The following is a 23,472-nucleotide window of genomic DNA, read 5'->3' on the forward strand; positions in this document are numbered from 1 at the left end:
CAGCCATGACGTCACCGACTCTCACCCCCGCCCGCACCCACTTCCGCGGCACCGCGGATGCGGCCGAACTCGCCCACTGGGATGCGGTCGCCGCATCCGTCGCCGAGCGCCTCGCCCTCGACGCGCTCGCCCGCGACCGTGCGAACGCACAACCGTTCGCCGAAGCGCGGCTCCTGAAGGATGCGCAGCTCACGACTCTCCTTGATCCCGCCGAGTACGGGGGCGGCGGCGCCCACTGGGAGAGCGCGTTGCGCGCGGTGCGCATCCTCGCGCGCAGCGACGCCTCCATCGCACAGGTGCTCGGCTACCACTACGTGAACGAGGCCAACATCGCTCTCGTCGCACCGCCGGCGGAGCGCGAGCGCTGGTTCCGCGCCACGATCGCCGGGCGCTGGATCTGGGGCGACTCGGTGAACCCCGTCGACCCGAACCTCTCGCTCACGGTCGACGGCGACGGCTATCGGCTGAACGGCTTCAAGCGGTACTCGACCGGGTCGGGTGTCGGCGAGGCGTTGCTGATCAACGCCGTCGTCGAGGACGGTCCGGATGCGGGTGCGTTCGCCTTCCTCGTCTTGCCGTACGGGCACCCCGGCGTCGAGCTCGTCGACGACTGGGACAACCTCGGCCAGCGGCTGTCGGCGAGCAACACCGTCACCTATCGCGATGTGCGGGTGGAGTCGGAGCACCTCCTTGGATTCGGCACGGACGAGCCGATCCAGAGCTTCGTGACACCCGCGATCCAGCTCGTGTTCGGAAACCTCTACCTCGGCATCGCGCAGGGCGCGCTCGCCCAGGCGCGCGAGCTGACGAATGCGAGGGCCAACTCGTGGTTCCTCTCGGGCGTCGCGACCTACAGCGACGACCCCTTCGTACGGCGGCTGTACGGCGAGCTCGTCTCGCGCACCGCCGCGGTCGAGGCGCTCGCCGACCGCGTCAACCGGCGCTTCGACGAGGTCATCTCCCGGGGTGCCGACGTCACCGCCGAGGACCGCGCCGAGATCGCGATCGAGATCGCGCAGCTGAAGGTCGTGGCCAGCGACACGGCGACCGACGTCGCCCACCGCGTCTTCGAGGCCACGGGAACGAGCTCCACGGCGAACCGCGTCGGCCTCGATCTGCACTGGCGCAACATCCGCACCCACTCCCTCCACGACCCGGTCGACTACAAGAAGCTCGAGGTGGGGGCGCACTTCCTCACGGGCGTCGTCCAGCCGATCTCCCTGTACACATGAGCACGGCATCCGTGGCGGCCGGTGTCCGCACGCACATCGACGACCAGCTCTGGGCGCGTCTGCCGGCAGACATCGAGACGCGGTTCCGTCCGATCGTCGACGCCGTGGCCGAGGGCGCAGGAGGGCGCGACCTCGCGCGCGAGCTTCCTCGCGACGCCGTCGCGTCACTCCGCGAAGCGGGGCTCGGGAGGGCCCGGCTGCCGCTCGCCGACGGCGGGCTGGGGCTGGACTGGCCCACCTTCACGCGGCTGCTCGTGGCGATAGCCGCGGCCGACGCCAACATCCCGCAGATCCTGCGCGGCCACATCGCGCTCGTCGAGCAGACGCTGACGACGACGGATGCGGGCTTCGCGCGGCGGTGGCGGGAGCGCATCGCCGGGGGCGAGATCAGCGGCAACTCCTGGAGCGAGGCCGCCGGCTCGACCACGTCGCGGGCGGGCGCGGAGCTCTCGACGGATGCAGACGGCGTGCTTCGCCTGAACGGCAGAAAGTTCTACACGACCGGCAGTATCTTCGCCGAGTGGACCGACACCGTCGCCCATCGCCTCTCCGACGGCGTGGACGTTGCGGCGCTGGTGCGACTCGACCAGCCGGGTGTCACGGTCGTCGACGATTGGGACGGCTTCGGCCAGCGCCTCACCGGAACGGGCACCATCGTCTTCGAGAACGCTGTCGTGGAGCCCGTGGACGTCCTCCCGGTCGCCGACCGGTTCGCATACCAGACCGGGCTCTACCAGCTTGTGCTGCTGGCCGTGCTGGCCGGGATCGCGCACGCAGCCGTCGCCGATGCGGCCGCCGCCGTGCGCGCACGATCCCGCGTCTACAGCCATGGCACGGCGGCTCGCGTGCAGGACGACGCGCAGATCCAGGCCCTACTGGGCGAGCTCGCCGCATCCGCCTTCGCCGTCGACGCGACTGTCGCCGCCGTCGCGGAGGCGATCGAGGAGGCCTACGGGGCCGCGCTGGAGGCGCGCGATCGGCCCGGCGATGAGGTGGCCGTCGACCGCGCGCGCCGGTTGGCGGGGCTCGCCGAGATCCGGGCCGCGCAGGTGCAGTCTTTCGCGACCGGCGCGGTGCAGCAGCTCACCTCGCGGCTGTTCGACGCCCTCGGGGCGTCGGCCACGGCGCGCGGAGCGCACCTCGACCGGCACTGGCGCAACGCCCGCACTGTCTCCAGCCACAACCCGGTGCTCTACAAGAACCGCTGGGTGGGGGAGTGGGTGCTGCACGACCGGCTTCCCCAGGCTCTCTGGGCGGTCGGCACACCGTCGACTGCCGAGTGAGCATCCGTTCGCCGAGTGAGCACTCCATCGGATGCGCGCTCGGCGAACGGATACTCTCGCGCGGAGGGTCAGGCGTGCCGGTCGAGGAAGTCGTACACGTCGTTGTCGTCGACACCGGGGAAGGCGCCGCGCGGCAGCGGCGTGAACATCTGCATGTGCACGCGGGCGCTCGGCCACGCGCGCCCCTCCCATCGTTCGGCCGCCTCGCTCGACGGGCGGCGGCAGCACGCCTCGTCGGGGCACTGCGACGTCGCCCGCTTCGCCGTCTCGCGGCCACGGAACCACTTCGCGTCGTCGAACGGCACGCCCACCGTGATCGAGAACTCGCCGTCGTGGGTCGTGCCGGTCTGCGTCGAGCACCAGAACGTGCCCGACGGGGTGTCGGTGTACTGGTAGTGCTCCGTCGTGCGGTTCTGCTCCGCGAAGGCGGCGCGGGCGGCGAACTTGCGGCACACGATCTGCCCCTCCACCGCGCCCGTCACATCCATCGGCAGCGGCAGGTCGTCGTTCTCGTAGACACGTGAGATCGCGCCGTCGCCGGCGACGCGCAGGAAGTGCAGCCGGATGCCGATGTGCTCGGTCAGCAGGTTCGTCATCCGCATCCCGGCCGCCTCGTGCGTGACGCCGAACGCGTCGCGGAAGTCCTCCACGGCGAGGTTGCGGTCCTTCTTCGCCTGCTGCAGGAACGCGACCGCAGGCGCCGGCGGCATGAGACAGGCCGCGGCGTAGTAGTTGATCTCCAGCCGCTGCTGCAGGAACTCGGCGTAGTCCTTGGGCGGCTGGTGGCCCAGGAGCCGGTGCGCCATCGCCTGCAGCGCCATCGACCGCAGGCCGTGGCCGCCCGGAATGGAGGCCGGTGGCAGGTAGATCCGCCCGTTCTCGAGGTCGGTGATCGACCGGGTGGATGCGGGCAGGTCGCCCGCGTAGATGAGCTCGAAGCCCAGCTGCTCGGCCATGATGCTCACCGTGCGGTGCGTGAGGGCGCCGGAGGTGTGACCGGCCGACTTCAGCTGCTTCTCGGCGAGCTTCTCGATGTCGGGGAGATAGTTGTTCATCTCCCGCATCCGAAGCCGCATGTCCGTGTTGGCGCGGCGGGCCTCTTCCGGCGTCGCGATGGCCTCGCGTTCGCGGCGCTGCAACTCGTGGTGCAGTCCCAGCACGGTCTCGATCGTCTCGTCGCTGAGCGCCTTCGTGACCCGGATCGGCGGCAGGCCCAGCTGTCGGAACGCGTGCGAGGTCTGCGCGCGTTCGAGTTCGATCTCGAGCGCCGCGCGACGGTTCGGGGGCTCGGTCGACAGCAGCTCGGCCAGCTGGGTGCCGGTGGCCGCCGCGATCTCCTGCAGCAGCGACAGCTTCGGCTCGCGCTTGCCGTTCTCGATGAGGCTCAGGTGGCTGCCGGCGACACCGACGGTGGCCCCGAGCTCATCGAGGGTGAGCCCCGCCGCCGTGCGGAAATGACGGATGCGGTGACCGAGGGTCGCCAGTTCGATGGTCGTCGAGGGCATGTTTTGAGAATAGCGAAAGAAACGACACTCTTTCGACCACTTCGTTCTGAAAAGGGGGAGGGTGGGGCGTCATTCTTGCAGGGAACCCACGTTCTGAACGCCGCTGATGCCGACTGGAGTGATCATGGCCCTTGCTGAGAGCTACACCTCGAGCGCCCCCGCGCGCCCCACCGCCGCCCGCACGGCGACGACCTACGGTGCTCGTCCGGCCGCATCCGGGCCCGGCATGGCCGCGCTGACCCGGTGGGTCGACGAGATCGCCGCCCTCACCGAGCCCGACCGCATCCACTGGGTCGACGGATCGCAGGCCGAGAACGACATGCTGCTGCGTTCGATGGTGGATGCGGGTTCTCTCATCAAGCTCAACCCCGAGTGGCGTCCGGGGTCGTACCTCGCGCGCTCACACCCGAGCGACGTCGCGCGCACCGAGGGGCGCACCTTCATTGCCTCCGAGAAGGAGGAGGATGCGGGTCCCACCAACAACTGGGCGGACCCCACCGCGATGCGCGGCAAGCTCGATGCGTTGTTCGCCGGCTCCATGCGCGGGCGGACGATGTACGTCGTCCCCTTCTCGATGGGCACGGTCGGTGGTCCGCTCTCGCACATCGGCGTGCAGGTGACCGATTCGCCGTACGCCGTCGTATCGATCAACATCATGACCCGGGTCGGCACGGCTGTGCTGCAGCAGATCGCGGACGGCGCCGACTGGGTGCGCACCGTGCACTCGGTGGGTGCTCCGTTGGCGCCCGGCGAGGCCGACGTCGCGTGGCCGTGCAACGACGACAAGTACATCGTCCACTTCCCGGACACGCTCGAGGTCTACTCGTACGGCTCCGGCTACGGCGGCAACGCGATCCTCGCGAAGAAGTGCTTCGCGCTGCGCATCGCCTCGGTGATCGGGCGCAACGAGGGCTGGCTCGCCGAGCACATGCTGCTCATCCGAGTCATCAGCCCCGAGGGCAAGCGCTACCACGTCGCCGCGGCGTTCCCGTCGGCGTGCGGCAAGACGAACCTCGCGATGCTGCGCCCCACCATCCCGGGATGGCGCGTCGAGACGCTCGGCGACGACATCGCGTGGCTGCGGCCGGGCGAGGACGGACGCCTGTGGGCGATCAACCCGGAGGCCGGCTTCTTCGGTGTGGCGCCGGGCACGGGCGAGTCCACCAATGCCACGGCTGTCGAGACGCTGTGGGGCAACACGATCTTCACGAACGTGGCGCTGCGCCCCGATGGTGACGTGTGGTGGGAGGGTCTGACCGACGAGGCTCCGGCAGAGCTGATCGACTGGGAGGGCAACCCCTGGACGCCGGAGTCCGGACGACCCGCCGCGCACCCGAACTCGCGCTTCACGGTCGCCGCCGCGCAGTGCCCCCAGGTCGCCGAGGACTGGGAGACGCCGGAGGGCGTGCCGCTGGACGCCATCCTGTTCGGCGGGCGCCGCGCCACCAACGTGCCCCTCGTCGTCGAGGCCACGGACTGGACGCACGGCGTGTTCCTCGGAGCGACGATCTCGTCCGAGCGCACGGCCGCCGCGGAGGGGACCGTGGAGAAGCTGCGCCGCGACCCGTTCGCGATGCTGCCCTTCTGCGGCTACAACATGGCGGACTACTTCGCGCACTGGATCAAGGTGGGCGGCTCGCTCCGCTTCGACCGCGCGCCGCGGGTGTTCCAGGTCAACTGGTTCCGCCGCGGCGCCGACGGCCGGTTCCTCTGGCCCGGCTTCGGCGACAACGTGCGTGTGCTCGAGTGGATCGTGCGCCGTCTCGAGTCCGAGGTGCCCGCCGAGCCCAGCCCGATCGGACGCCTGCCCCGCCCCGAGGACCTCAACCTGGCGGGCACCGATGTCACGGACACGGATCTGGCGGAGCTGTTCGCGATCGACCCGCAGTCGTGGCTGGCGGAGGCGGAGCTGACGGAGGAGTTCTTCGACACGTTCGGCGACCGCATCCCGTCGGCTCTGCGCGCTGAGCTCGAATCCCTGCGTTACCGCCTCGCTCGCGCCTGACCACTGGCGCCGGCCGCCGGCCGGGTGTTGGGGCGTTCGAGGGACGCGGGATGCGGTGCGGACGCCGCGTGGGTCGCGTTTCGCGTCCCTCCAACGGGGCCGTCGGCGTCAGACGAGGAGCTGGTGCTTGGCGAGGTCGCGGTACAGGGGCACCTCGGCGACGAGTTCGGAATGCGTCCCCGCGCCGACGACCCGGCCGTGGTCCATCACGACGATGAGGTCGCTGTCGACGACGGTCGACAGCCGGTGGGCGATCACGATGAGGGTGCGTCCCTCCGCGACGGCGTCGATCGCCTCCCGCATCCGCTGCTCGTTGAGCCCGTCCAGCGACGAGGTCGATTCGTCCAGGAGCAGGATGGGGGGAGCCGCCAGCAGGGCGCGGGCGATCGCCAGGCGCTGGCGTTCACCACCGGAGAGCATCACGCCGCCCTCGCCGACGGGCGCGGCGAGTCCCTCGGGGGAGCGGTCGAGCACCTCGCCGAGGTTGACGGCGCGAAGGACCGCCTCGCACGCCTCATCGCTCGCGTCGGGGGAAGCGAGACGCAGGTTGTCGCCGAGGGTGCCCGCGAGCGTCGGAGCGTCCTGCTCCACGTACCCCAGCTGAGCGCGCAGTTCCTCTCGATCGAGGGTGCGGATGTCGCGGCCGCCGAGCAGGATGGCGCCCGTCGTCGGGTCGTAGAAGCGCTCGATGAGGGCGAGGGTCGTGCTCTTTCCCGCGCCCGAGGGCCCCACCAGTGCGACGCGGGATCCCCGCGGCACGCGCAGCGAGACACCGCGCAGCACGTCGCCCTCGTCGTCCGCGACAGTTTCGAGCGCAGAGGTGTCCACGCGGGCCACCTCGAGAAGGGCACGTGCCTCCGCCTCGGTCTTGGCGCGGGCGGCGGCGACGGCCGCAGGGTAGCGGAAGTGCACGTCGCGGAACTCCACCGCGATGTCGGTGGCGTCCGCATCCGTCGGCGGGGCGGCGTGGGCTGCGATCTGGGCGTCGTCCTGCGTCTCGGTCGGCAGATCGAGGACCTCCTGGATGCGGCCGAGCGCACCCAGCGCCTGACTCACCGAGGTGATCGCGCCGAAGAACGAGCCGAGCGGCTGCACGAGGAAGAAGAGGAACATCACGAAGGTGACGAGGCTGGCGATCGTGATCGCGCCCGAGGCGACGCGAAAGCCCCCGACGCCGAGGACGACCAGGAGCGACAGCTGCAGCGCGACCCCGGCGACGGGCACCACGAGAGCGGAGGCCTTCGCGACACGCACGCCGCTGCCGTACGCGCGCTGGGCCACGTCTTCCAGGCTCGCCTGCTCGCGGTCGCCGGCGCCGGCGGCGCGCACGGTGCGGATCGAGCTCACCGCGCGCTCCACGCCCGAGGCGAGCTCGCCCACCGTCTCCTGCTGTTCGCGCGTCGCGCGGCGGATGCGTCCGCTCAGCACGCCCACCACGGCGATCGAGGCGCCGATGACGACGAGGATCAGCAGGAGCAACAGCGGATCGATCAGCAGCATCGCGATGACCGCGCCGACGAAGATCAGCACGTTGCCCACCGAGTCGGCGAGCCCTTGCGTGAGCACCGCGTAGAGCAGCGTCGTGTCGGTTCCCACTCGCGAGACGAGGTCGCCGGTGCGGCGGGCGTCGAACTCGCGGATCGGCAGATGCAGGATGCGGGCGATCAGCCGGCGACGGCTGGAGAAGACGACCGCGGTGCCCGTGCGCTGCAGCAGGTAGTGCTGATAGCCGGAGACCAGCGACGAGCCGACGACCAGCGCCACCAGACCCCACACGAGCAGTCCGAGGGCCTCGTCCGCCTGCACGCGGGCGATCAACTCGCCCACCAGCAGCGGCTGCGCGAGCGTCGTGACCGCGGCCACGATGCTGAGCACGGTGACCACCACGAGCACCCGCTTGTGCTCGAAGAGGAACGGCAGCAGCTGGCGCAGGCTGGCGCGCGGTCCGTCATCCTTCTTGGGGCGCGCGAACGGACTGCGGCGGGCGGGAGCGGGGCTGGACATGGGCGACCTCGATCGGCGGGATTTCCTCCCTCGACCGTACCTCCGCTCGCGCACCCCGGTCGCCGCCTCGGGGCACCGCATCCGTCCCTCTCCCGCATCCCTCGCCCCCAAGACCGCGAGACTGTATCTATTGCACGAGATCACGGGGTTTACCCGTGATCTCGTGACGAAAGTGCAGTCTCGCGGGAAAAGGGAAGCGGGGGGAGGGTATGCGGAATGAGGACGCGGCGGGCTACAGCGACGCGGTCTCGCCGAGCCCGAGGTTCTCGTCGTAGTCGATGTCGCGGGTCTCCTTCGACAGGATCAGTGCGATGAGGGTCAGCACGGCCGACCCCGACAGGTACAGGCCCACGAGCCAGGGCTGCCCGCCGGCGGCGGCCCACAGTCCGAGCGCGATCGAGGGGGCGACGGCCGCACCGAGGATCGAGGCGACGTTGTACGAGATCGCCGAGCCGGTGTAGCGCACGTTCGTCGGGAAGAGCTCCGGCAGCAGCGCGCCCATCGGCCCGAAGGTTGCACCCATCAGCATGAACCCGAAGACGAGGAACGCCTGCGTGAGCGCGCCCGTGAACTTCGGGTCGGTCATCGGCAGCAGGAACAGGTTGAACGTGAGGCCGAACACGATGATCGCCGACGTGACCCAGATGAGGAGTTTGCGGCGCCCGATGGCGTCGGCGACCGGTCCCGACAGCAGCGTGAACACGCCGAAGAACACGACGCCGATGATCTGCATGATCACGAAGTCGATGTATCCGAAGCCCTGCCCTGCGACATAGACGCCGGCGTCGAAGGCCGTGCCGGATGCCTGCGCCGCCGCCTCCGCGCCCGCAAGGGTCGGCTTGGTGCCGTACGTGAGGGTGAAGTTCGTCATCAGGTAGAACAGCACGTAGGTCGCGAGCATGATGAACGTGCCGAGGATCAGCGGACGCCAGTGGCCCCGGATGACCTCGCCCAGCGGGAACTTACGCAGCGCGCCCTTCTTCTCCGCCTTCTGGAACGTGTCGGACTCGACCAGGCGCAGACGCACCCAGAGGCCGATGATCACCATGACGGCCGAGAACAGGAACGGCACACGCCACCCCCAGGCCAGGAACGCCTCGGAGCGCTGCGCGGTGCCGTCGGGATGCGGGAGGGCGAAGTTGATCGCGAGGAAGATCGTGTTCGCGATGATGAAGCCGATCGGCGCACCGAGCTGCGGGAAGGTGCCGTACCAGGCACGCTTGCCCTTCGGTGCGTTCTCGGTCGCGACCAGCGCCGCGCCCGACCACTCGCCGCCGAGTGCGAATCCCTGAGCCAGGCGCAGCACGAGCAGCAGCAGCGCCGCCCACCAGCCGACCACCTGGTACGTGGGCAGGCATCCGATGAGGAAGGTCGCCACCCCCATCGTGAGCAGGGACGCGACGAGGGTCGCCTTGCGGCCGAAGCGGTCGCCGAAGTGCCCGAACACGAACGCCCCGATGGGGCGCGCGATCATCGCGGCGCCGAAGACGCCGAACGAGGCGAGCAGCGAGGTGGTGTCGTCTCCGGTCGGGAAGAAGAGGATCGGGAAGACGAGGACCGCGGCGGTCGCGTAGGCGTAGAAGTCGTAGAACTCGATGGTGGTTCCCACGAGGCTCGCGGTGATGACGCGGGCGCGGGAGTTCGCGGGAGCCGTTGCGGTGGCAGAAGACATGGGGGAGGACAGACCTGTCGGAAGAGCGAGAGGCGTCCTCGTGGGAACGCGCCGGCGGCGAGTGCTCGGGCGGGGGTGGTGCACCGGGCGTCACATCGCTGGGTCACCGGGGCGTCGGCGGTGTCGCCGGCGCACGAACACACAGTTTACGCCCAGGTTCGCGTCCCGGCGCCGAGGCGGGCCGGGACGCGAGCTCCTCAGCGCCAGATGACGGCGATGGCGGCGTTGGCGAGGGTGAGGATGCCGATCGGCCAGAAGATGGCCGCGGGCAGCGTGTCGGTGCGACGCTGGCGGGCCGCACCGATGCCGAGAAGCGCGCCGATGATGAGGAGCACCACGAGCTTGACGCCGATCTTGACGTAGTTCAGCTCGTAATCGATGCCCCACGGGGCGGCCAGGGCCAGGCCGGCGACCGCGGCGACGGTCATGCCGAGGCTCATCAGGCGGGTGATGCGGATGCGGCGGCTGGCGGCTTCCACGACCCATGCTCCGAAGAGGATGGCGAAGCCGACGAGGTGCACGAGGACGACGATGTGACGCAGGATCTCCATGCCCGCCACCATACCTTATGTATTACTGAAGGTTTGTCCTCCTGAATCGCTCAGCCGCGGAGCTCGCGAAGCGTGAGAGCGGTGCGCAGTGCCGCATCCGCCGCCTCTGCGCCCTTGTCCTCCTTCGAGCCGGCGAGCCCCGCGCGATCGAGTCCCTGCTTCTCGTCGTCGAGGGTCAGCACCCCGAAGCCGACGGGCTTGCCGGTGTCGAGGGCGACGCGGGTCAGGCCGTCGGTGGCGGCCGAGGAGACGAACTCGAAGTGGGGTGTGCCGCCCCGGATGATCACACCGAGGGCGATGACCGCGTCGGCGCCGGACTCCAGCGCCGCCTTGGCCACGACGGGGAGTTCGAAGGAACCCGCGACGCGCACGAGCGTGTAGTCGGCGCCGGATGCGGTGAGCACCCGCTCCGCACCGGCGATCAGCCCGTCGCTGATCGTCTTGTGCCAGGTACCGGCGACGATGACGGCCCGAAGGCCGCGGGCGTCGATCTCGGTCTGCTGGGGGGCGCCGTGGCCGCTCATCGGTTCTCCTTCATCTGCGCGAGCGCTTCGGTGAGGTCCTCGTCCGCGATGATGTGTCCCATCCGGTCGCGCTTGGTGGCGAGGTACTGATGGTTGTTGGGGCCGACCCCCACGAGCAGCGGGACCTGCTCGACGACGTCGAGGCCGAGGGCGCGCAGCTGCGTGACCTTGTCGGTGTTGTTGGTCAGCAGCCGCACCCGCTCGACGCCGAGGTCGGCGAGGATCCCCGCGGCGGCGGCGTAGTCGCGCGCGTCGGCGGGAAGACCCAGTGCCAGGTTCGCGTCGACCGTGTCCAGGCCCCGCTCCTGCAGGTTGTACGCGCGCAGCTTGTTGATGAGGCCGATGCCGCGACCCTCGTGCCCGCGCATGTAGACGACGACGCCGCCGTCCTTCTCGATGCGGTCGAGCGCCGCATCCAGCTGCGGACCGCACTCGCACTTCAGTGAACCGAAAGCCTCGCCGGTCAGGCACTCCGAATGCACGCGCACGAGCGGCGCGTCATCCAGCTCGCCCTTGACGACGGCGAGGTGGTCGGTGCCCGTCACGCGGTCCTTGTAGGCCAGGAAGCGGAACTCGCCGTGTGCGGTGGGGACCGTCGCCTCGGCGCGCAGGCTCACCCGTCGGCGGTGCGACGACGCGGTCGAGGGCTCCTCGCGGGGATCCACCTCGTCGAGGTAGCCGACGAGCTGCTCGATCGTGATGACGGGGATGCCGTCGCGCTCGCCGAGCGCCATGAGCCCCGGAAGTCGCATCATGCTGCCGTCCTCGTCGACGATCTCGGCGATCGCACCGACGGGCTCGAGCCCTGCCAGCCGCATGAGGTCGACAGCAGCCTCCGTGTGGCCGCCGCGCTCGCGCACGCCGCCGTCCACCGCGCGCAGCGGCAGGATGTGGCCAGGGCGGTTCACCGACGAGGGCGCGGACGCGGGATCCGCCAGCACGTTCAGGGTGTGCGCCCGGTCGGCGGCGCTGATACCGGTCGTCACGCCGGATGCGGCATCGACGCTCACCGTGTACGCGGTGCCGCGCGCATCCTGGTTCACCTCGACCATCGGAGGAAGATCCAGGCGGTCCGCCCACTCCGCGGGCATGGGGGCGCAGATGAAGCCGCTCGACCAGCGCACCGTCCACGCGATCCACTCGGGGGTCGCGAGCTGCGCCGAGAGGATCACGTCGCCCTCGTTCTCGCGGTTCTCGTCGTCGGCGACGATCACCGGGCGACCGGCGGCGAGGGCCTCGAGGGCCTCGGGAATGGAACTCAGACTCATCGCGAGCCACCTTCCGTTGCGGGGGCGAAGGCCAGCAGTCGCTGCACGTGACGCGCCAGGATGTCGGTCTCCAGATTGACGATGTCGCCGGGAACGCGCTCGCCGAGCGTCGTGGCCGCGAGCGTCTCGGGAATGAGGGACACCTCGAACCACGCCTCTTCGGCCGATGGGTCGCTCGCCGCGCTCACCGTCAGCGAGACGCCGTCGAGGGCGATCGAGCCCTTGTCGACCACGAGCGGGGCGAGTTCCGCCGGCAGCGAGATGCGGATGACGCGCCACTGGGTTCCGGGGCGCACCTCGAGCACGCGGCCCCTGCCGTCGACGTGGCCCTGCACGATGTGGCCGCCGAGGCGTCCGCCGGCGGCCGTCGCGCGCTCGATGTTGACGGGCGTGCCCGCGGTGACACCGCCGATCGCGGTGACATCCAGTGTCTGGCGCATAACATCGGCGGTGAACCAGTCCTCGCCCTGATCGACGACCGTGAGGCACACGCCCGAGACGGAGATCGAGTCGCCGTGCGCCGCGTCCGACACCGCGCGCGGCGCGGTCACCGTGAGGCGCACGCCGTCGCCCGAGGGCTCCGTGCGGGTGACGGTGCCGATCTCTTCGACGATCCCGGTGAACATCAGTGGGCTCCTTCTCGAGCGGAGGGGGATTCTTCGGCGGATGCGGCGGGCCGCGAGATGAGCAGCAGATCGTCGCCGAGTCGGCGGGCCTCGATCAGCTGCAGGCGGCGCGCCTGGGAGATGTCGCCGACGCCGAGGTCGTCGAGGGCGACGCGGTCGCCGCCCAGCAGGACAGGCGCGACGTAGGTCAGCATCTCGTCCACGAGACCTTCGCGCAGCAGAGCGCTCTGCAGGTGCGGGCCGCCCTCGACGAACACCCGCTGGATACCCCGCTCGTGCAGGGTGGCCAGGGCCTCGCGCAGATCGCGCGTGCGCAGGTGCCAGGGCTCCTTCGGGTGGCGGCGCACGGCGGCGTCGGCCGGGATGTCGCGTTCGCCGATCACGACGGGTCGCGGCTGCGCCGGCCGCAGCTCTCCGTCGGGCGTGCGAGCGGTCAGAGCCGGATCGTCCGCGAGGACGGTGCCGGTGCCCGCGACGATCGCGTCGGCACTCGCGCGCCGGCGGTGTACATCCTCGCGGGCCTCGGAGCCGGTGATCCATTGGCTGGAGCCGTCGGCCGCCGCCGCGCGACCGTCGAGGCTCTGCGCCCACTTCAGGGTCACGTGCGGGCGCCCCAGCCGCTGAGCCTCGGTCCACGAGGCGAGCAGTTCCTGCGCCTGATCGGCAAGGACGCCGGACTCGATCTCGACGCCCGCCGCGCGCAGCCGCTCGGCACCTCCGGATGCAGTCGGGGTGGGATCGCTCATCGCGTAGACGACCCGGGCGACACCCGCTTCGATGAGCGCGAGAGCGCACGGACCGGTGCGGCCGGTGTGGTTGCACGGCTCGAGGGTGACCACGGCCGTCGCGCCGCGCACCGCATCCGGATCGGCCTGCGAGAGCGCGTCGACCTCGGCGTGGGCCGTTCCGGCGCCGTGGTGCCAGCCCTCGGCGATCACCTCGCCGTCGGGGGAGAGGAGCACGGCGCCCACCTGCGGGTTCACCCCGACGGGGCCTCGCCGGGCAAGCTCCAGCGCTCGCGCCATCGCGCGTTCCTCGGTCTCGCTCACCGGCATCTCTCGGGCCTCCTGATCGGCGGGCTCCGGGTAGCCGTCGCGGCGCTCGCGGACACGCCGCTGAGCGCTCGTGCGCCTCCCATCCGGACTCGCGACCTGTGTCGCATCACCGTCGGTCCCGGAATTCCACCGGATCGGCGATCCCCTCCTCGCGAAGGATCACGCTCGCGGACTGTCACCGCCGGTTCGGATTCTCACCGACCCCGGAGCACGTTCTGCACTGAGTGTAGTCAACGCCGGATCGTCCGTTTCATTCCCGGACATGCACCGACACGCATCTCACTTCAGCAGGCGCGACAGGCGTCGGTCCGCCAGCACCTTGCCGCCGGTCTGGCACGTGGCGCAGTACTCGAGCGAGTTGTCGGCGAAGAACACCGACCGCACGACGTCGCCGCACACCGGGCACGCCTGGCCCTGGCGGCCGTGCACCCGCATCCCGCGCCGCTTGGCGTCTTTCAGTTCCGCAGGAGGCTTGCCGGATGCGGTCTCCACCGCGTCGCGCAGGGTGTCGATCGTGGCGGAGTACAGCGTGTCGATCTCGGCGTCGTCGAGCGTGGCTGCCAGCGCATACGGCGAGAGCCGTGCGACGTGGAGGATCTCGTCGGAGTAGGCGTTGCCGATGCCGGCGACGATCGACTGATCCCGCAGAACCCCCTTGGTCTGCGTGCGGCGACCGGCGAGGAGCTTCGCCAGCACATCGCGCGTGAAGGCGGGATCGAGGGGGTCGGGGCCGAGTCTGGCGATGCCGGGAACATCTGCCGGCTCACGCACGACAGACACCGCGAGCGACTTCTTCGTGCCCGCCTCGGTGAGATCGAACCCCGAGCCGTCGGCGAACCCGACGCGCAGCGCGATGGGGGAGCGGCCCGGTTTGATCACCGTCGTGGGCAGGGTGTCGTGCCAGCGCAACCAGCCCGCCTTCGCCAGGTGGAAGACGAGGTGCGCGCCCGCATCCGTCGCGATGTCCACGAACTTGCCGCGGCGGGCGACGGTCTCGACGTGGGCCCCGATGAGAACCTCGATGGGCGGGTCGTAGGTCTTCAGTGCGGAGATCGCGGTGATCCGTGCCTGGGTGATCTCGAGGCCGTTCAGGCGCGCGCCGAGGAAGTCGACGAGTCCCTGGACCTCCGGCATCTCGGGCATGGCGCCATCCTGCCACGCACCGCCGACGCCGTCAGAGGGCTATCGGCCACTCCTGCCGCGTGCGATCATCCGTCGCCAGAAGGCTCGCGATCCATCCGTCGCTGCGCTGTCCGTGGCCGTTGCGAAGTGCCTGGCGCAGGGTCCCTTCGAACCGGAAGCCCAGCGCCTGCGCCGCGCGAGCGGACGCCGTGTTCCCCACGGCCGCGCGCCACTCCATACGCACGAGCTCGAGAGCGTCGGTCGAGAAACCCCAGTCGATGACCGCCGCCGCGGCCTCCCGCACGATGCCCTGCCCGCGTGCAGGTGCGGATACCCAGAAGCCGATCTCCGCCGAGCCCGTGTCCTGCAGATCGTGCAGGCCGACCATTCCCGCGAGTGCGCCGTCGAGCCGGATCGCCCAGGTCGCGTGCGAAAGCTCCTCCCAACGCGCGACGGCCTGCGCCACGAACTGTTCGGCGTACTCGCGCGGGTAGGGCGAGGGGACGGTCGTGAAGAACGGGATGGCCGCGTCCTGACAGGCCTCGTAGATGGCGTCGGCATCGGACGCGGTCGGCACCGACAACTCGAGTCGTGCGGTGTGAAGGGCGACGGGCAGCATCCCGTCACGCTACCCTGCGCGTCAGACCCGGACGTCGCCCGTGGACCGCGGCGTCAGGCGCTGCAGCTGGGTCACGTGAGCCGGGGTCAGCTCGGCGAGCTCGCTCACCTGGAGCAGCTTCATCGTGCGCTCGACCTGCTCGGCCAGGATGGCGATCGCCCGATCGACGCCTGCCCGACCACCGGCCATCAGCCCGTAGAGGTAGGCGCGGCCGATGAGCGTGAACTTCGCGCCCATCGCGATCGAGGCGACGATGTCGGCGCCGTCCATGATGCCGGTGTCGATCGCGATCTCGGTGTCGCGTCCGACCTCGCGCACCACCTCCGGCAGCAGGTGGAAGGGGATGGGGGCCCGGTCGAGCTGGCGGCCCCCGTGGTTGGACAGGACCAGTCCGTCGACGCCGAGATCGACGAGCTTGCGCGCATCCGGAACGTTCTGCACGCCCTTGATGACGATCTTGCCGGGCCACAGCGAGCGGATGATGTCGAGGTCTTCGAAGGAGATGGAGGGGTCCATCGCGTTGTTGAGCAGTTCGCCGACGGTGCCGCCGGTCGTGGTCAGCGACGCGAACTCGAGCTTCGGTGTGGTCAAGAAGTCGAACCACCACCAGGGGCGGGGGATCGCGTTGACGACCGTGCTGATGCTGAGCTGGGGCGGGATGGAGAATCCGTTGCGCTTGTCGCGCAGGCGCGCGCCCGCGACGGGGGTGTCGACGGTGAAGAACAGGGTGTCGAAGCCTGCCTTCGCCGCCCGTTCGACGAGCCCGTACGAGATGTCGCGATCGCGCATGACGTACAGCTGGAACCAGTTGCGACCGTGCGGATTGGTCGCTTTCACGTTCTCGATCGACGTCGTCCCGAGGGTCGAGAGGGTGAAGGGGATGCCGGCGGCCCCGGCGGCGGCGGCGCCCGCGTACTCGCCTTCCGTCTGCATCAGACGGGTGAAGCCGGTCGGTGCGATGCCGAAGGGGAGGGCGGAGGGGCCGCCGAAGATCGTCGTGCTGGTGTCCACGCGCGACACGTCGCGCAGGATCGAGGGGTGGAACTCGATGTCGCGGAACGCCTGGCGGGCCCGCTGCAGCGAGATCTCCCCATCCGCGGCGCCATCGGTGTAGTCGAAGGCGGCCTTCGGAGTACGGCGCTTCGCGATCCGCCGGAGGTCGTCGATCGTGAGCGCCGCAGAGAGGCGGCGACGCTTCGCGTTCAGATCCGGGGTCTTGAACTGCATGAGTTCGAGCAGTTCGCGCGGTTGGGGGAGTTGTCGGCTGACGGGACTCATCGTCGTCCTTCGAGGTGGGAGCACGCGGCGCAGAGGGCGTATCTATTGGTCTGACCTCTGCGGTACAGTAGACCCCGGCCTCGGCGACGTCAACCCGCCGGTTGCGTTCGGCTCGAAGGCGAGAGGATACCCCGGTGACAGATCAGCGCACCCCGGAATGGGCACCTGTGCAGCGCAGTCGCGCGCACGAACTCGTCATCCAGGCGATCGAGGACCAGATCATGGCGGGGTCGCTGCAGGTGGGTGATCCGCTTCCCTCGGAGCGCGAGCTCGCCGCGCGCCTGGGCGTGAGCCGGGCGGGCGTCCGCGAGGCCGTGCGTGTTCTCGAAGGGCAGGGCGTGCTGCGCGCCCAGGTCGGAGCGGGCGCAGACGCGGGTACCTTCGTCGCCGCGCTGCCGGATGCGGCGCTCACCCGCTTCCTGCGGCTGCACGCCGCTCTCGCGAACTACCCCTACCCGGATGTCATCGAGGCGCGCATCGTGCTCGAACGCTCGAGCGCCGAACTCGCCGCGCGGAACGCCGATGCCGACGCCATCGCGGCAATCCGCGCCGTCCTGGAAGCCGGGGCGGTCGCAGGCCTCGGTCCCGCGGAGTACAACGACACCGACACGGCGTTCCACGTCGCGATCGCGCAGGCCGGCGGCAACCGGCTCGTCGCATCGATGACGGTCGCGATCCGGGAGTCGCTGAGCGGCCGCATCCTCGAAGCCCTCCGCGACTATGCGGACTGGGAGCAGTTGGCCGCGGTGCTGCACACGCAGCACGTCGAGCTGCTCGACGCCATCGAACGACACGACGGCGCTGCCGCCGCCGACCTCGCCGAGCGCCACATCCGCTTCGCCGTCGACGCCCTCGCCGGCGGCTGATCCGCGGCGCGGCTGGCTCTGACCGGAGTCGGCTCGCGGCGCGGGCGCCTGTCCCGACCCGAACTCCTCCACATCCGTAGCCGGATGCTTCTCCGGGTACCAGGGACGCGGTTTTGCAGGAGTTCGGGCCGTGTGGCTCTCCTCGACGGGACCGGCGCTCCCGCCACCTCCTGCCCGTCCGCCCGTACCGAACTCCTGCACATCCGGCGTGGGGTGCTCTCCGCCGCCACGGGGCACCATGTCTGCAGGAGTTCGGCCCGTTCACTCGTCGCGATCGCGACCATCCCGTTCCGGGGGTGTTCTCCACCGGCCTGATCGCGCGGCGAGTTGCTCGCGTCGGATGGTCTCGTCGCAGGTCGGTCCGTGATGGCCGTGAGGCTATCGGGATGCTGCTGGCTTCCCCCTCCTACCTGCGCACTGCTGAGCTTCGACTCCGCGGCTACACCCGCGCCACGATTCGGCACGCGCTCGACCGCGGCGACCTCATCCGGGTGCGACGAGGGCGATACGTCTGGGGAGGTGTTCACGAGTCTCACCTCGTCGCTGCCAGGTGGGGCGGTCGTCTCGACTGTGTCTCGCTGCTCGGCGCATTCGGCGTCTTCGTCCTGTCCGCGGACGAGGTCCACCTGCAGTTCGACCGCACGGACTCGCGCCTGCCGCAGCGTCGCCGGGGAATACGAGCGCATTGGCGCGAGTCCGCGTGCGCCCGCGCCGACCTCCAGGCTGATCTGGTGGAGGCACTCGCCCAGGCATGCCGCTGTCAGCCGCCGAGGGTCGCCGTCGCGAGCCTCGACAGCGCCCTGCACCTGGGCCTGATCGATGGCGACGATCTCGATCGCGTCTTCGACCGACTTCCCCAGCGCTACAGGCCGCTGCGAAAGCTCATCGATGCGCGAGCGGAAGCGGGCTCGGAGACGCTCGTGCGGTTGATGCTGCGGAGCATGGGCTACCGTCCCTCGCTGCAGATCAGGCTTCGGGGCGTGGGGAGGGTGGATCTGCTCGTCGACGGATGGCTCATCGTCGAGTGCGACAGCCGCGCGTTCCACGGCGACGTGGCACAGCAGATCCGAGACCGACGTCGCGACCTCGCCGCAGCCGAGTTGGGATACGTCACTCTCCGCATCCTTGCGGAGGATGTCTTCCACCGACCGGATGCGGTGCGTGCCGCGCTCGGTGCGGTTCTTGCACGCAAACCTCGCGGAGACTCGCGCGCGTCGAGCGACTGAGCGCTGTCGGGCGCGGCTGACCGAGCTGGAGGCTCGAGCGCGGGTCGGCGCGCTTCCGATACCCGCCGCGTGCGGGCGTCGACCGGCGAGAGCCCGAACTCCTGCAGCTTCGGGCTACGGGGACGCGTGGCCGCCGGAGTGGTGCGCATCCGCAGGAGTTCGTGCCGGGTGCGGTCGAGGCGACCCCGCCCACGCCGTGAGCATGCCGATGCCCGCGCCGGTCTACGGATCGCGCCAACGGCGGACCGAACTCCTGCAATCCGTCACGTCTGGCTTTGGCGGGGAGCCCAGAAGGCGGGTTTGCAGGAGTTCGGGCCGGCAGAGGCGGTCGCGTCCGGTGGTGCGGGCCAGCAGAAGCGGTCGCGTCCGGTGGTGCAGACCGGCAGAGCTGCCCGCGCACGGACCGGCTGAGCTGTGCCCCGGACTCTCCGGCGGTGCGGCGTCTGCAGGAGTTCGTGCCGCCGGCCCCGCCGTGCCGCTGGCGGCCGCGGTGTCAGCTGCGACGGAGCAGGCCGATGCGGTCGTAGACGTCGCCGAGGGTCTGCTCCGCGACGGCAGAGGCCTTCTGCGCGTTGACGGCCAGGGCGCGGTCGAGTTCGGCGGGGTCGTCGAGCATGGCCAAGGCACGCTCGCGCACCGGGCCGAACTCCGACACGACGACCTCGGCCAGCGCCTTCTTGAAGTCGCCGTAGCCGCGGCCCGCGAACTCGTCCTCGATGGCGGGGATCTGGCGGCCCGTGAGGGCGGCGAAGATCACGAGCAGGTTCGAGACGCCGGGTTTGGTCTCGCGGTCGTAGCGCACCACGCCCTCGGAGTCGGTCACCGCGCGCATGATCTTCTTCGCACTGACCGCCGGGTCGTCCAGCAGCCAGAGCACACCCGCGTCGGACTCCGCGGACTTCGACATCTTCGATGTCGGGTTCTGCAGGTCGTAGATGCGGGCCGTGTCCTGCTGGATGACGGGGGTCGGCACGGTGAAGGTCTTGCCGTAGCGCGCGTTGAAACGCTCGGCCAGGTCGCGGGTCAGCTCGACGTGCTGCTTCTGGTCGTCGCCGACAGGCACGACGTTGGTCTGGTACAGCAGGATGTCGGCCGCCATGAGTACCGGGTAGGTGAACAGGCCCACGTTGGTCGCGTCGCTGCCGTACCGCTGCGACTTGTCCTTGAACTGCGTCATGCGGCCTGCCTCACCGAAGCCGGTAATCGTCGACAGGACCCAGGCGAGCTCGGCGTGCGCAGGAACGTGCGACTGCACGTACAGGGCCGACTTGGAGGGCTCGATTCCGGCTGCAATGTACTGGGCGGCCGTGCGCCGGGTCTTCGCGCGGAGCTCGGCCGGGTCGTTCGGCTGCGTGAGCGCGTGCAGGTCGACGACCGAGAAGAACGCGTCGTACGACTCCTGCAGGTCGCGCCACTGCAGCAAGGCCCCGATGTAGTTGCCGATCTGGAGGGAATCGGCCGAGGGCTGCATTCCGGAGTACAGGCGCGCTTTGCTCACCCGTCGATTCTACGGACCCGGATGCGGTGCGCCGTCGCCTCAGGCGCCCAGTCGGTAGTCGGCGACCACGGGGGCGTGATCGCTCCACCGTTCGGCGTAGGACGCCGCCCGCGCCACCCGGTAATCCGCCACTCGTGTTGCGAGGGCGGGCGTGGCCATGTGGTAGTCGATGCGCCAGCCGGTGTCATTGTCGAAGGCCTGGCCGCGGTTGGACCACCACGTGTACGGGCCGTCCACCTCGCCGGCGAAGCGGCGCCCCACATCGACCCAGCCGAGCCCAACACCCTCGACCCCGTCGACGCCGGTCACCAGAGACCCGGCATCGCCGAAGAAACGGTCGAAGTACGAGCGCTCGCGGGGGAGGAAGCCCGCCTTCTTCTGGTTGCCGCGCCAGTTCTTGATGTCGAACGGACGATGCCCGACGTTGAGGTCACCGGTGACGAGCGCCAGCGCGTCGTTCTGCGCCAGCTCAACGAGGCGCACGCTCATCGCATCGAGGAATCCGTACTTCGCGTCCTGCCGGGGAGTGCCGTCTTCGCCGGAATGCACGTAGGCGCTGACCACGGTGAGCTGCTCGCCGTCGACCTCGACGTCGGCCTCGATCCACCGGCCGCGAGAGTCGACGCTCTCGTCGCCGAGTTCGATGCGGGATGCGGTGATCGGGATGCGGCTGGCCACCGCCACTCCGGAGCGCCCCTTGGTGAGCGACTCGTCGTGAACGAGCTCCCAACCCGGCAGCGCGCTCTCCAGATGGGCGAGCTCGGCGCGCACCTCTTGCAGCGTCAGGATGTCGACCTCGGCACTGTCGAGCCAGCCCGCCATGCCGTTTCTCACGGCGGCCCGGATTCCGTTGACGTTGATAGAGGCGATGCGAAGGGTTCGTGACACGTCTTTCAGCGTATCCGCCGCCGCCGACACCTGATTGGTCTGGGTAGCCTGGGGCAATGTCATCGCAGACCTCCAAGCCGTACGGTCCCGAGAACCTGCGCGCCACGCTCTCGTCGGCGCGGCGGATCGCCCTCGCAGGGGCGTGGTTCTCGGTTGGGTTCCTTGTTGCCGTGCTCGCGCTCGAGCTGTTGTTGCCTGTCGACCGCCAGGTGGCCGTGCGGGATGGTGTGGGGCTGGCTCTGGTGGTGACGGGCTCCTGGGGGGTCGCTGCCGTCGCGAATGCGCTCACTCGCCGCTACCCCATGGCGGGATCCGCGTTCGGAATGACCCTCGGGCTGATGATCGGGTTCGGTGGTGCGGCGCTGGTGCTGACCCTCGTGCTCGACGCTGTGCTTTCAGCCGATGTCGTGGCGATCGCGGTGCCGGCCGCCATCGCCGTCTCGCTCGTGCTGCCGGGGGTCTACGTTGCGTTCGCCGCTCGCGCGATCAGAAGTCTGCCGCCGCAGGGATGAAGATAGCGGCTCCCTGCGGTGCAGGGTCCTCTCAGGTCGTGACGATCTTCGGCCATGCCAGCGACGACTCGGAACGAGCCTGCTCGAGCGCCTCGGCACCGATCTCGCCCATCCGCTCGAGGTCGGCCACCTCGTTCTTGAAGAGGTAATACAGGCTGACGATGAGCCCGATCGCTGACACGATGAGGCCCACCACGCCGATTGGGGTCACCGGTGGGACGAGCGCAATGGCGCTGACGACGAGACCCCCTAAACTCGCACCCGCGCCGATGAGACCGGCGGTCAGGTTCGCGTAGAACGTGTCGAGAGCTTCGGCGTGATCCTCGAGGACTGTCGAGAGACGTTCGGTGGCGTCCTGCGAGTTGCGCAGTTCGTCGATCTGATCCTGGAATCGTGCCGCGTAGAGATCTCCCGCCCCTCCTGACCACGAGGTGTCCGCCTTGATGGCGTCGTGGGAGAGAAGATCGTATGCGCTCTCGAGCAGGTCGGAAGCGCACGTCTGCCAGCGTTCTGCTGCCCGTCGCAGTGCGTCGGCGTCACCCCACCCGTAGGAGAAGATCTCCTCGACGATGGCGAAGAATGCATCGACCTTGCGGCAGAACTCGTTCCACTTCGCCAGAGCATCGCCCAGCAGATCCAACAGGACATTGGGAACCAGACGTAGCGCGCTATCGACGGCGTGGGTGAAGCTCCGGATCTTCTCGATGATCTCTTCCAACGCCGCGTCGACCGCGGCGGCTCCGCTGCTCATACGTCGAAATCCTCTCCGAGTTGGTCGCCGAGCGCGTCGACGGCGGCCATCGTGTCCAGTTCGTACTGCTCGAACTCTCCGGCTATCTCGACGAGTGCCGCCGCCAGGCCGGTGAGCTGAGCGTGCCCATCCGTCATCCGCCCGATTAGCTGCGTCGCCAGTGCGCGGTACCCCGCGGCGACGCTGATACCGGCCATCATGAACGCCTCGTTGGGCAGGGCCTGCTCTCGGGCGCACGCGACGGCCTTCTCGACATGGCCCGCGGCCGTGCGCCACAGCTTCGCGTCGGAGCGCAAGTCCGACACATCGACGGTGATCAGTTCATCGCTCATGCGTTCAGTACCTCGATAGCCTCGGTGGCCGTGAGCGGCCGTGTCTCGTCGTCGGTGCCTGCGCAGTGACGGCGTGCATGGGCGATCGCTGCGGCTGCATCCCGCGAGATGTCGGTACCGCTGCGCCCTTCCGCCTGTTCGGCGTCGACGAGCAACGCAGTGACGGCGCCGTCGTGTCCGAGCCGGGCCGTGACGATGCCCGCCGGGCCGCGTCCGAGCTGACGCAGCGCCGTTCGTCGTTCGGTCTCCGTGATGAGAGCGCGCAGGCGTTCGGGAAAATCTGGACGTCGGATGGCGGCGGCGAAGCCGGGGTCTTTCGCGAACGGTCGAAGATCGAGTTGGGGCGGGACAACCGAGGGAGACTCGATGAGTTCGTCACCGGCGCGCAGTGCCGTCTCGTCGTAACGGCGGGCGAGCGCATCGGTCATGGCAGCGATCACTGCGCCGTTGAGCTCATCGGCGGAGAGCGTGCGTTCCCATCCGTTCGAGACAGTGAGGGTGACCTGGTCGCCCTCCCAGCGCACGCTCACAAGGCCGGACGGGTCATGGCCCTCGACGAGTCGAAGTGGATGGAGGCGCATGGAGGCGAGGGTGGTCTTATCCTCCATGCTCGATGTGATGAGCGCGTCGATGCGCGTGTTTACGTCGATCATGG

The 23,472-nt window shown here is 69.7% G+C and carries 22 protein-coding genes and 1 riboswitch; of the genes, 6 read left to right on the plus strand and 16 right to left on the minus strand.

Annotated features, from left to right (window positions below; genetic code table 11):
- Nucleotides 1-5 precede the first annotated feature (5 nt).
- A complete protein-coding gene (locus AC1VNH_RS14925; protein WP_483112297.1) occupies nucleotides 6-1,232 on the plus strand; it encodes an acyl-CoA dehydrogenase family protein in 1,227 nt (408 codons plus the stop codon).
- Nucleotides 1,229-2,515 (plus strand): acyl-CoA dehydrogenase family protein, encoded by a 1,287-nt coding sequence (locus tag AC1VNH_RS14930; protein WP_483112298.1) that lies wholly within the window; start codon nucleotides 1,229-1,231, stop codon nucleotides 2,513-2,515. Before AC1VNH_RS14925 ends, AC1VNH_RS14930 begins: the two co-directional genes overlap by 4 nt.
- Before the next feature lie 68 nt (nucleotides 2,516-2,583).
- Here the strand turns inward: AC1VNH_RS14930 and AC1VNH_RS14935 are convergent, their stop codons facing one another.
- Entirely contained in the window at nucleotides 2,584-4,020 is a 1,437-nt protein-coding gene (locus tag AC1VNH_RS14935) for a helix-turn-helix domain-containing protein (RefSeq protein ID WP_483112300.1), read from the minus strand.
- Nucleotides 4,021-4,144: 124 nt separating this feature from the next.
- Between AC1VNH_RS14935 and AC1VNH_RS14940 the strand changes: the two genes are divergently transcribed.
- Complete coding sequence (locus AC1VNH_RS14940) at nucleotides 4,145-6,025, plus strand: phosphoenolpyruvate carboxykinase (GTP) (RefSeq protein ID WP_483112302.1); 1,881 nt, start codon at nucleotides 4,145-4,147, stop codon at nucleotides 6,023-6,025.
- A gap of 108 nt (nucleotides 6,026-6,133) precedes the next feature.
- Here AC1VNH_RS14940 and AC1VNH_RS14945 read toward each other — a convergent pair whose 3' ends face one another.
- From AC1VNH_RS14945 to AC1VNH_RS14990, 10 genes are all read right to left on the minus strand, one after another.
- On the minus strand, nucleotides 6,134-8,029 hold the full coding sequence (locus tag AC1VNH_RS14945) for an ABC transporter ATP-binding protein (RefSeq protein WP_483112304.1): 1,896 nt from the start codon (nucleotides 8,027-8,029) through the stop codon (nucleotides 6,134-6,136).
- A 232-nt stretch (nucleotides 8,030-8,261) separates the two neighbouring features.
- Nucleotides 8,262-9,701, minus strand: a complete 1,440-nt coding sequence (locus AC1VNH_RS14950) for an MFS transporter (RefSeq protein ID WP_483112305.1) — start codon at nucleotides 9,699-9,701, stop codon at nucleotides 8,262-8,264.
- Between the two features lie 197 nt (nucleotides 9,702-9,898).
- Nucleotides 9,899-10,252 carry a Fe-S protein gene (locus tag AC1VNH_RS14955; RefSeq protein ID WP_483112307.1) on the minus strand — a complete coding sequence of 118 codons (354 nt, stop codon included), beginning with the start codon at nucleotides 10,250-10,252 and terminating at the stop codon, nucleotides 9,899-9,901.
- A gap of 50 nt (nucleotides 10,253-10,302) precedes the next feature.
- Nucleotides 10,303-10,776, minus strand: coding sequence for a 6,7-dimethyl-8-ribityllumazine synthase (ribH, locus tag AC1VNH_RS14960; protein ID WP_483112308.1), 474 nt, complete (start codon nucleotides 10,774-10,776; stop codon nucleotides 10,303-10,305).
- Complete coding sequence (ribA, locus tag AC1VNH_RS14965) at nucleotides 10,773-12,044, minus strand: GTP cyclohydrolase II (protein WP_483112310.1); 1,272 nt, start codon at nucleotides 12,042-12,044, stop codon at nucleotides 10,773-10,775. The genes ribH and ribA overlap by 4 nt, the downstream gene beginning before the upstream one ends.
- On the minus strand, nucleotides 12,041-12,670 hold the full coding sequence (locus AC1VNH_RS14970) for a riboflavin synthase (RefSeq protein ID WP_483112311.1): 630 nt from the start codon (nucleotides 12,668-12,670) through the stop codon (nucleotides 12,041-12,043). The genes ribA and AC1VNH_RS14970 overlap by 4 nt, the downstream gene beginning before the upstream one ends.
- Nucleotides 12,670-13,725: a bifunctional diaminohydroxyphosphoribosylaminopyrimidine deaminase/5-amino-6-(5-phosphoribosylamino)uracil reductase RibD gene (gene ribD, locus AC1VNH_RS14975; RefSeq protein ID WP_483112312.1), complete on the minus strand. Its 1,056-nt coding sequence runs from the start codon at nucleotides 13,723-13,725 to the stop codon at nucleotides 12,670-12,672. Before ribD ends, AC1VNH_RS14970 begins: the two co-directional genes overlap by 1 nt.
- A 67-nt stretch (nucleotides 13,726-13,792) precedes the next feature.
- A riboswitch (FMN riboswitch) is annotated at nucleotides 13,793-13,940 on the minus strand.
- 64 nt (nucleotides 13,941-14,004) lie between these two features.
- Nucleotides 14,005-14,868 (minus strand): Fpg/Nei family DNA glycosylase, encoded by an 864-nt coding sequence (locus AC1VNH_RS14980; protein ID WP_483112313.1) that lies wholly within the window; start codon nucleotides 14,866-14,868, stop codon nucleotides 14,005-14,007.
- A 31-nt stretch (nucleotides 14,869-14,899) separates the two neighbouring features.
- The gene (locus tag AC1VNH_RS14985; RefSeq protein WP_483112314.1) at nucleotides 14,900-15,466 is read right to left on the minus strand and encodes a GNAT family N-acetyltransferase; all 567 of its coding nucleotides are present in this window, start codon (nucleotides 15,464-15,466) and stop codon (nucleotides 14,900-14,902) included.
- Nucleotides 15,467-15,487: 21 nt separating this feature from the next.
- Entirely contained in the window at nucleotides 15,488-16,744 is a 1,257-nt protein-coding gene (locus tag AC1VNH_RS14990; RefSeq protein ID WP_483112315.1) for an alpha-hydroxy acid oxidase, read from the minus strand.
- 134 nt (nucleotides 16,745-16,878) lie between these two features.
- Here AC1VNH_RS14990 and AC1VNH_RS14995 point away from each other — a divergent pair, with 134 nt between their 5' ends.
- Both AC1VNH_RS14995 and AC1VNH_RS15000 read left to right on the plus strand, forming a co-directional pair.
- The gene (locus AC1VNH_RS14995) at nucleotides 16,879-17,610 is read left to right on the plus strand and encodes a FadR/GntR family transcriptional regulator (RefSeq protein ID WP_483112316.1); all 732 of its coding nucleotides are present in this window, start codon (nucleotides 16,879-16,881) and stop codon (nucleotides 17,608-17,610) included.
- 386 nt (nucleotides 17,611-17,996) lie between these two features.
- Nucleotides 17,997-18,836, plus strand: coding sequence for a hypothetical protein (locus tag AC1VNH_RS15000; protein ID WP_483112317.1), 840 nt, complete (start codon nucleotides 17,997-17,999; stop codon nucleotides 18,834-18,836).
- A gap of 493 nt (nucleotides 18,837-19,329) precedes the next feature.
- Here the strand turns inward: AC1VNH_RS15000 and trpS are convergent, their stop codons facing one another.
- Nucleotides 19,330-20,334, minus strand: a complete 1,005-nt coding sequence (gene trpS / locus AC1VNH_RS15005; protein ID WP_308220868.1) for a tryptophan--tRNA ligase — start codon at nucleotides 20,332-20,334, stop codon at nucleotides 19,330-19,332.
- 39 nt (nucleotides 20,335-20,373) lie between these two features.
- A complete protein-coding gene (locus AC1VNH_RS15010) occupies nucleotides 20,374-21,222 on the minus strand; it encodes an exodeoxyribonuclease III (protein WP_483112318.1) in 849 nt (282 codons plus the stop codon).
- A 56-nt stretch (nucleotides 21,223-21,278) separates the two neighbouring features.
- Between AC1VNH_RS15010 and AC1VNH_RS15015 the strand changes: the two genes are divergently transcribed.
- On the plus strand, nucleotides 21,279-21,734 hold the full coding sequence (locus AC1VNH_RS15015; protein ID WP_483112319.1) for a hypothetical protein: 456 nt from the start codon (nucleotides 21,279-21,281) through the stop codon (nucleotides 21,732-21,734).
- 31 nt (nucleotides 21,735-21,765) lie between these two features.
- Here the strand turns inward: AC1VNH_RS15015 and AC1VNH_RS15020 are convergent, their stop codons facing one another.
- Genes AC1VNH_RS15020 through AC1VNH_RS15030 form a run of 3 tightly spaced genes read right to left on the minus strand, consistent with a single transcriptional unit; the run spans nucleotide 21,766 to nucleotide 23,470 of the window.
- Complete coding sequence (locus tag AC1VNH_RS15020) at nucleotides 21,766-22,485, minus strand: hypothetical protein (RefSeq protein ID WP_483112321.1); 720 nt, start codon at nucleotides 22,483-22,485, stop codon at nucleotides 21,766-21,768.
- Nucleotides 22,482-22,817: a hypothetical protein gene (locus AC1VNH_RS15025; protein ID WP_483112322.1), complete on the minus strand. Its 336-nt coding sequence runs from the start codon at nucleotides 22,815-22,817 to the stop codon at nucleotides 22,482-22,484. Before AC1VNH_RS15025 ends, AC1VNH_RS15020 begins: the two co-directional genes overlap by 4 nt.
- Nucleotides 22,814-23,470, minus strand: a complete 657-nt coding sequence (locus tag AC1VNH_RS15030; protein WP_483112323.1) for a hypothetical protein — start codon at nucleotides 23,468-23,470, stop codon at nucleotides 22,814-22,816. Before AC1VNH_RS15030 ends, AC1VNH_RS15025 begins: the two co-directional genes overlap by 4 nt.
- Nucleotides 23,471-23,472 lie beyond the last annotated feature (2 nt).

Source organism: Microbacterium sp. KU4F (assembly GCF_056868075.1).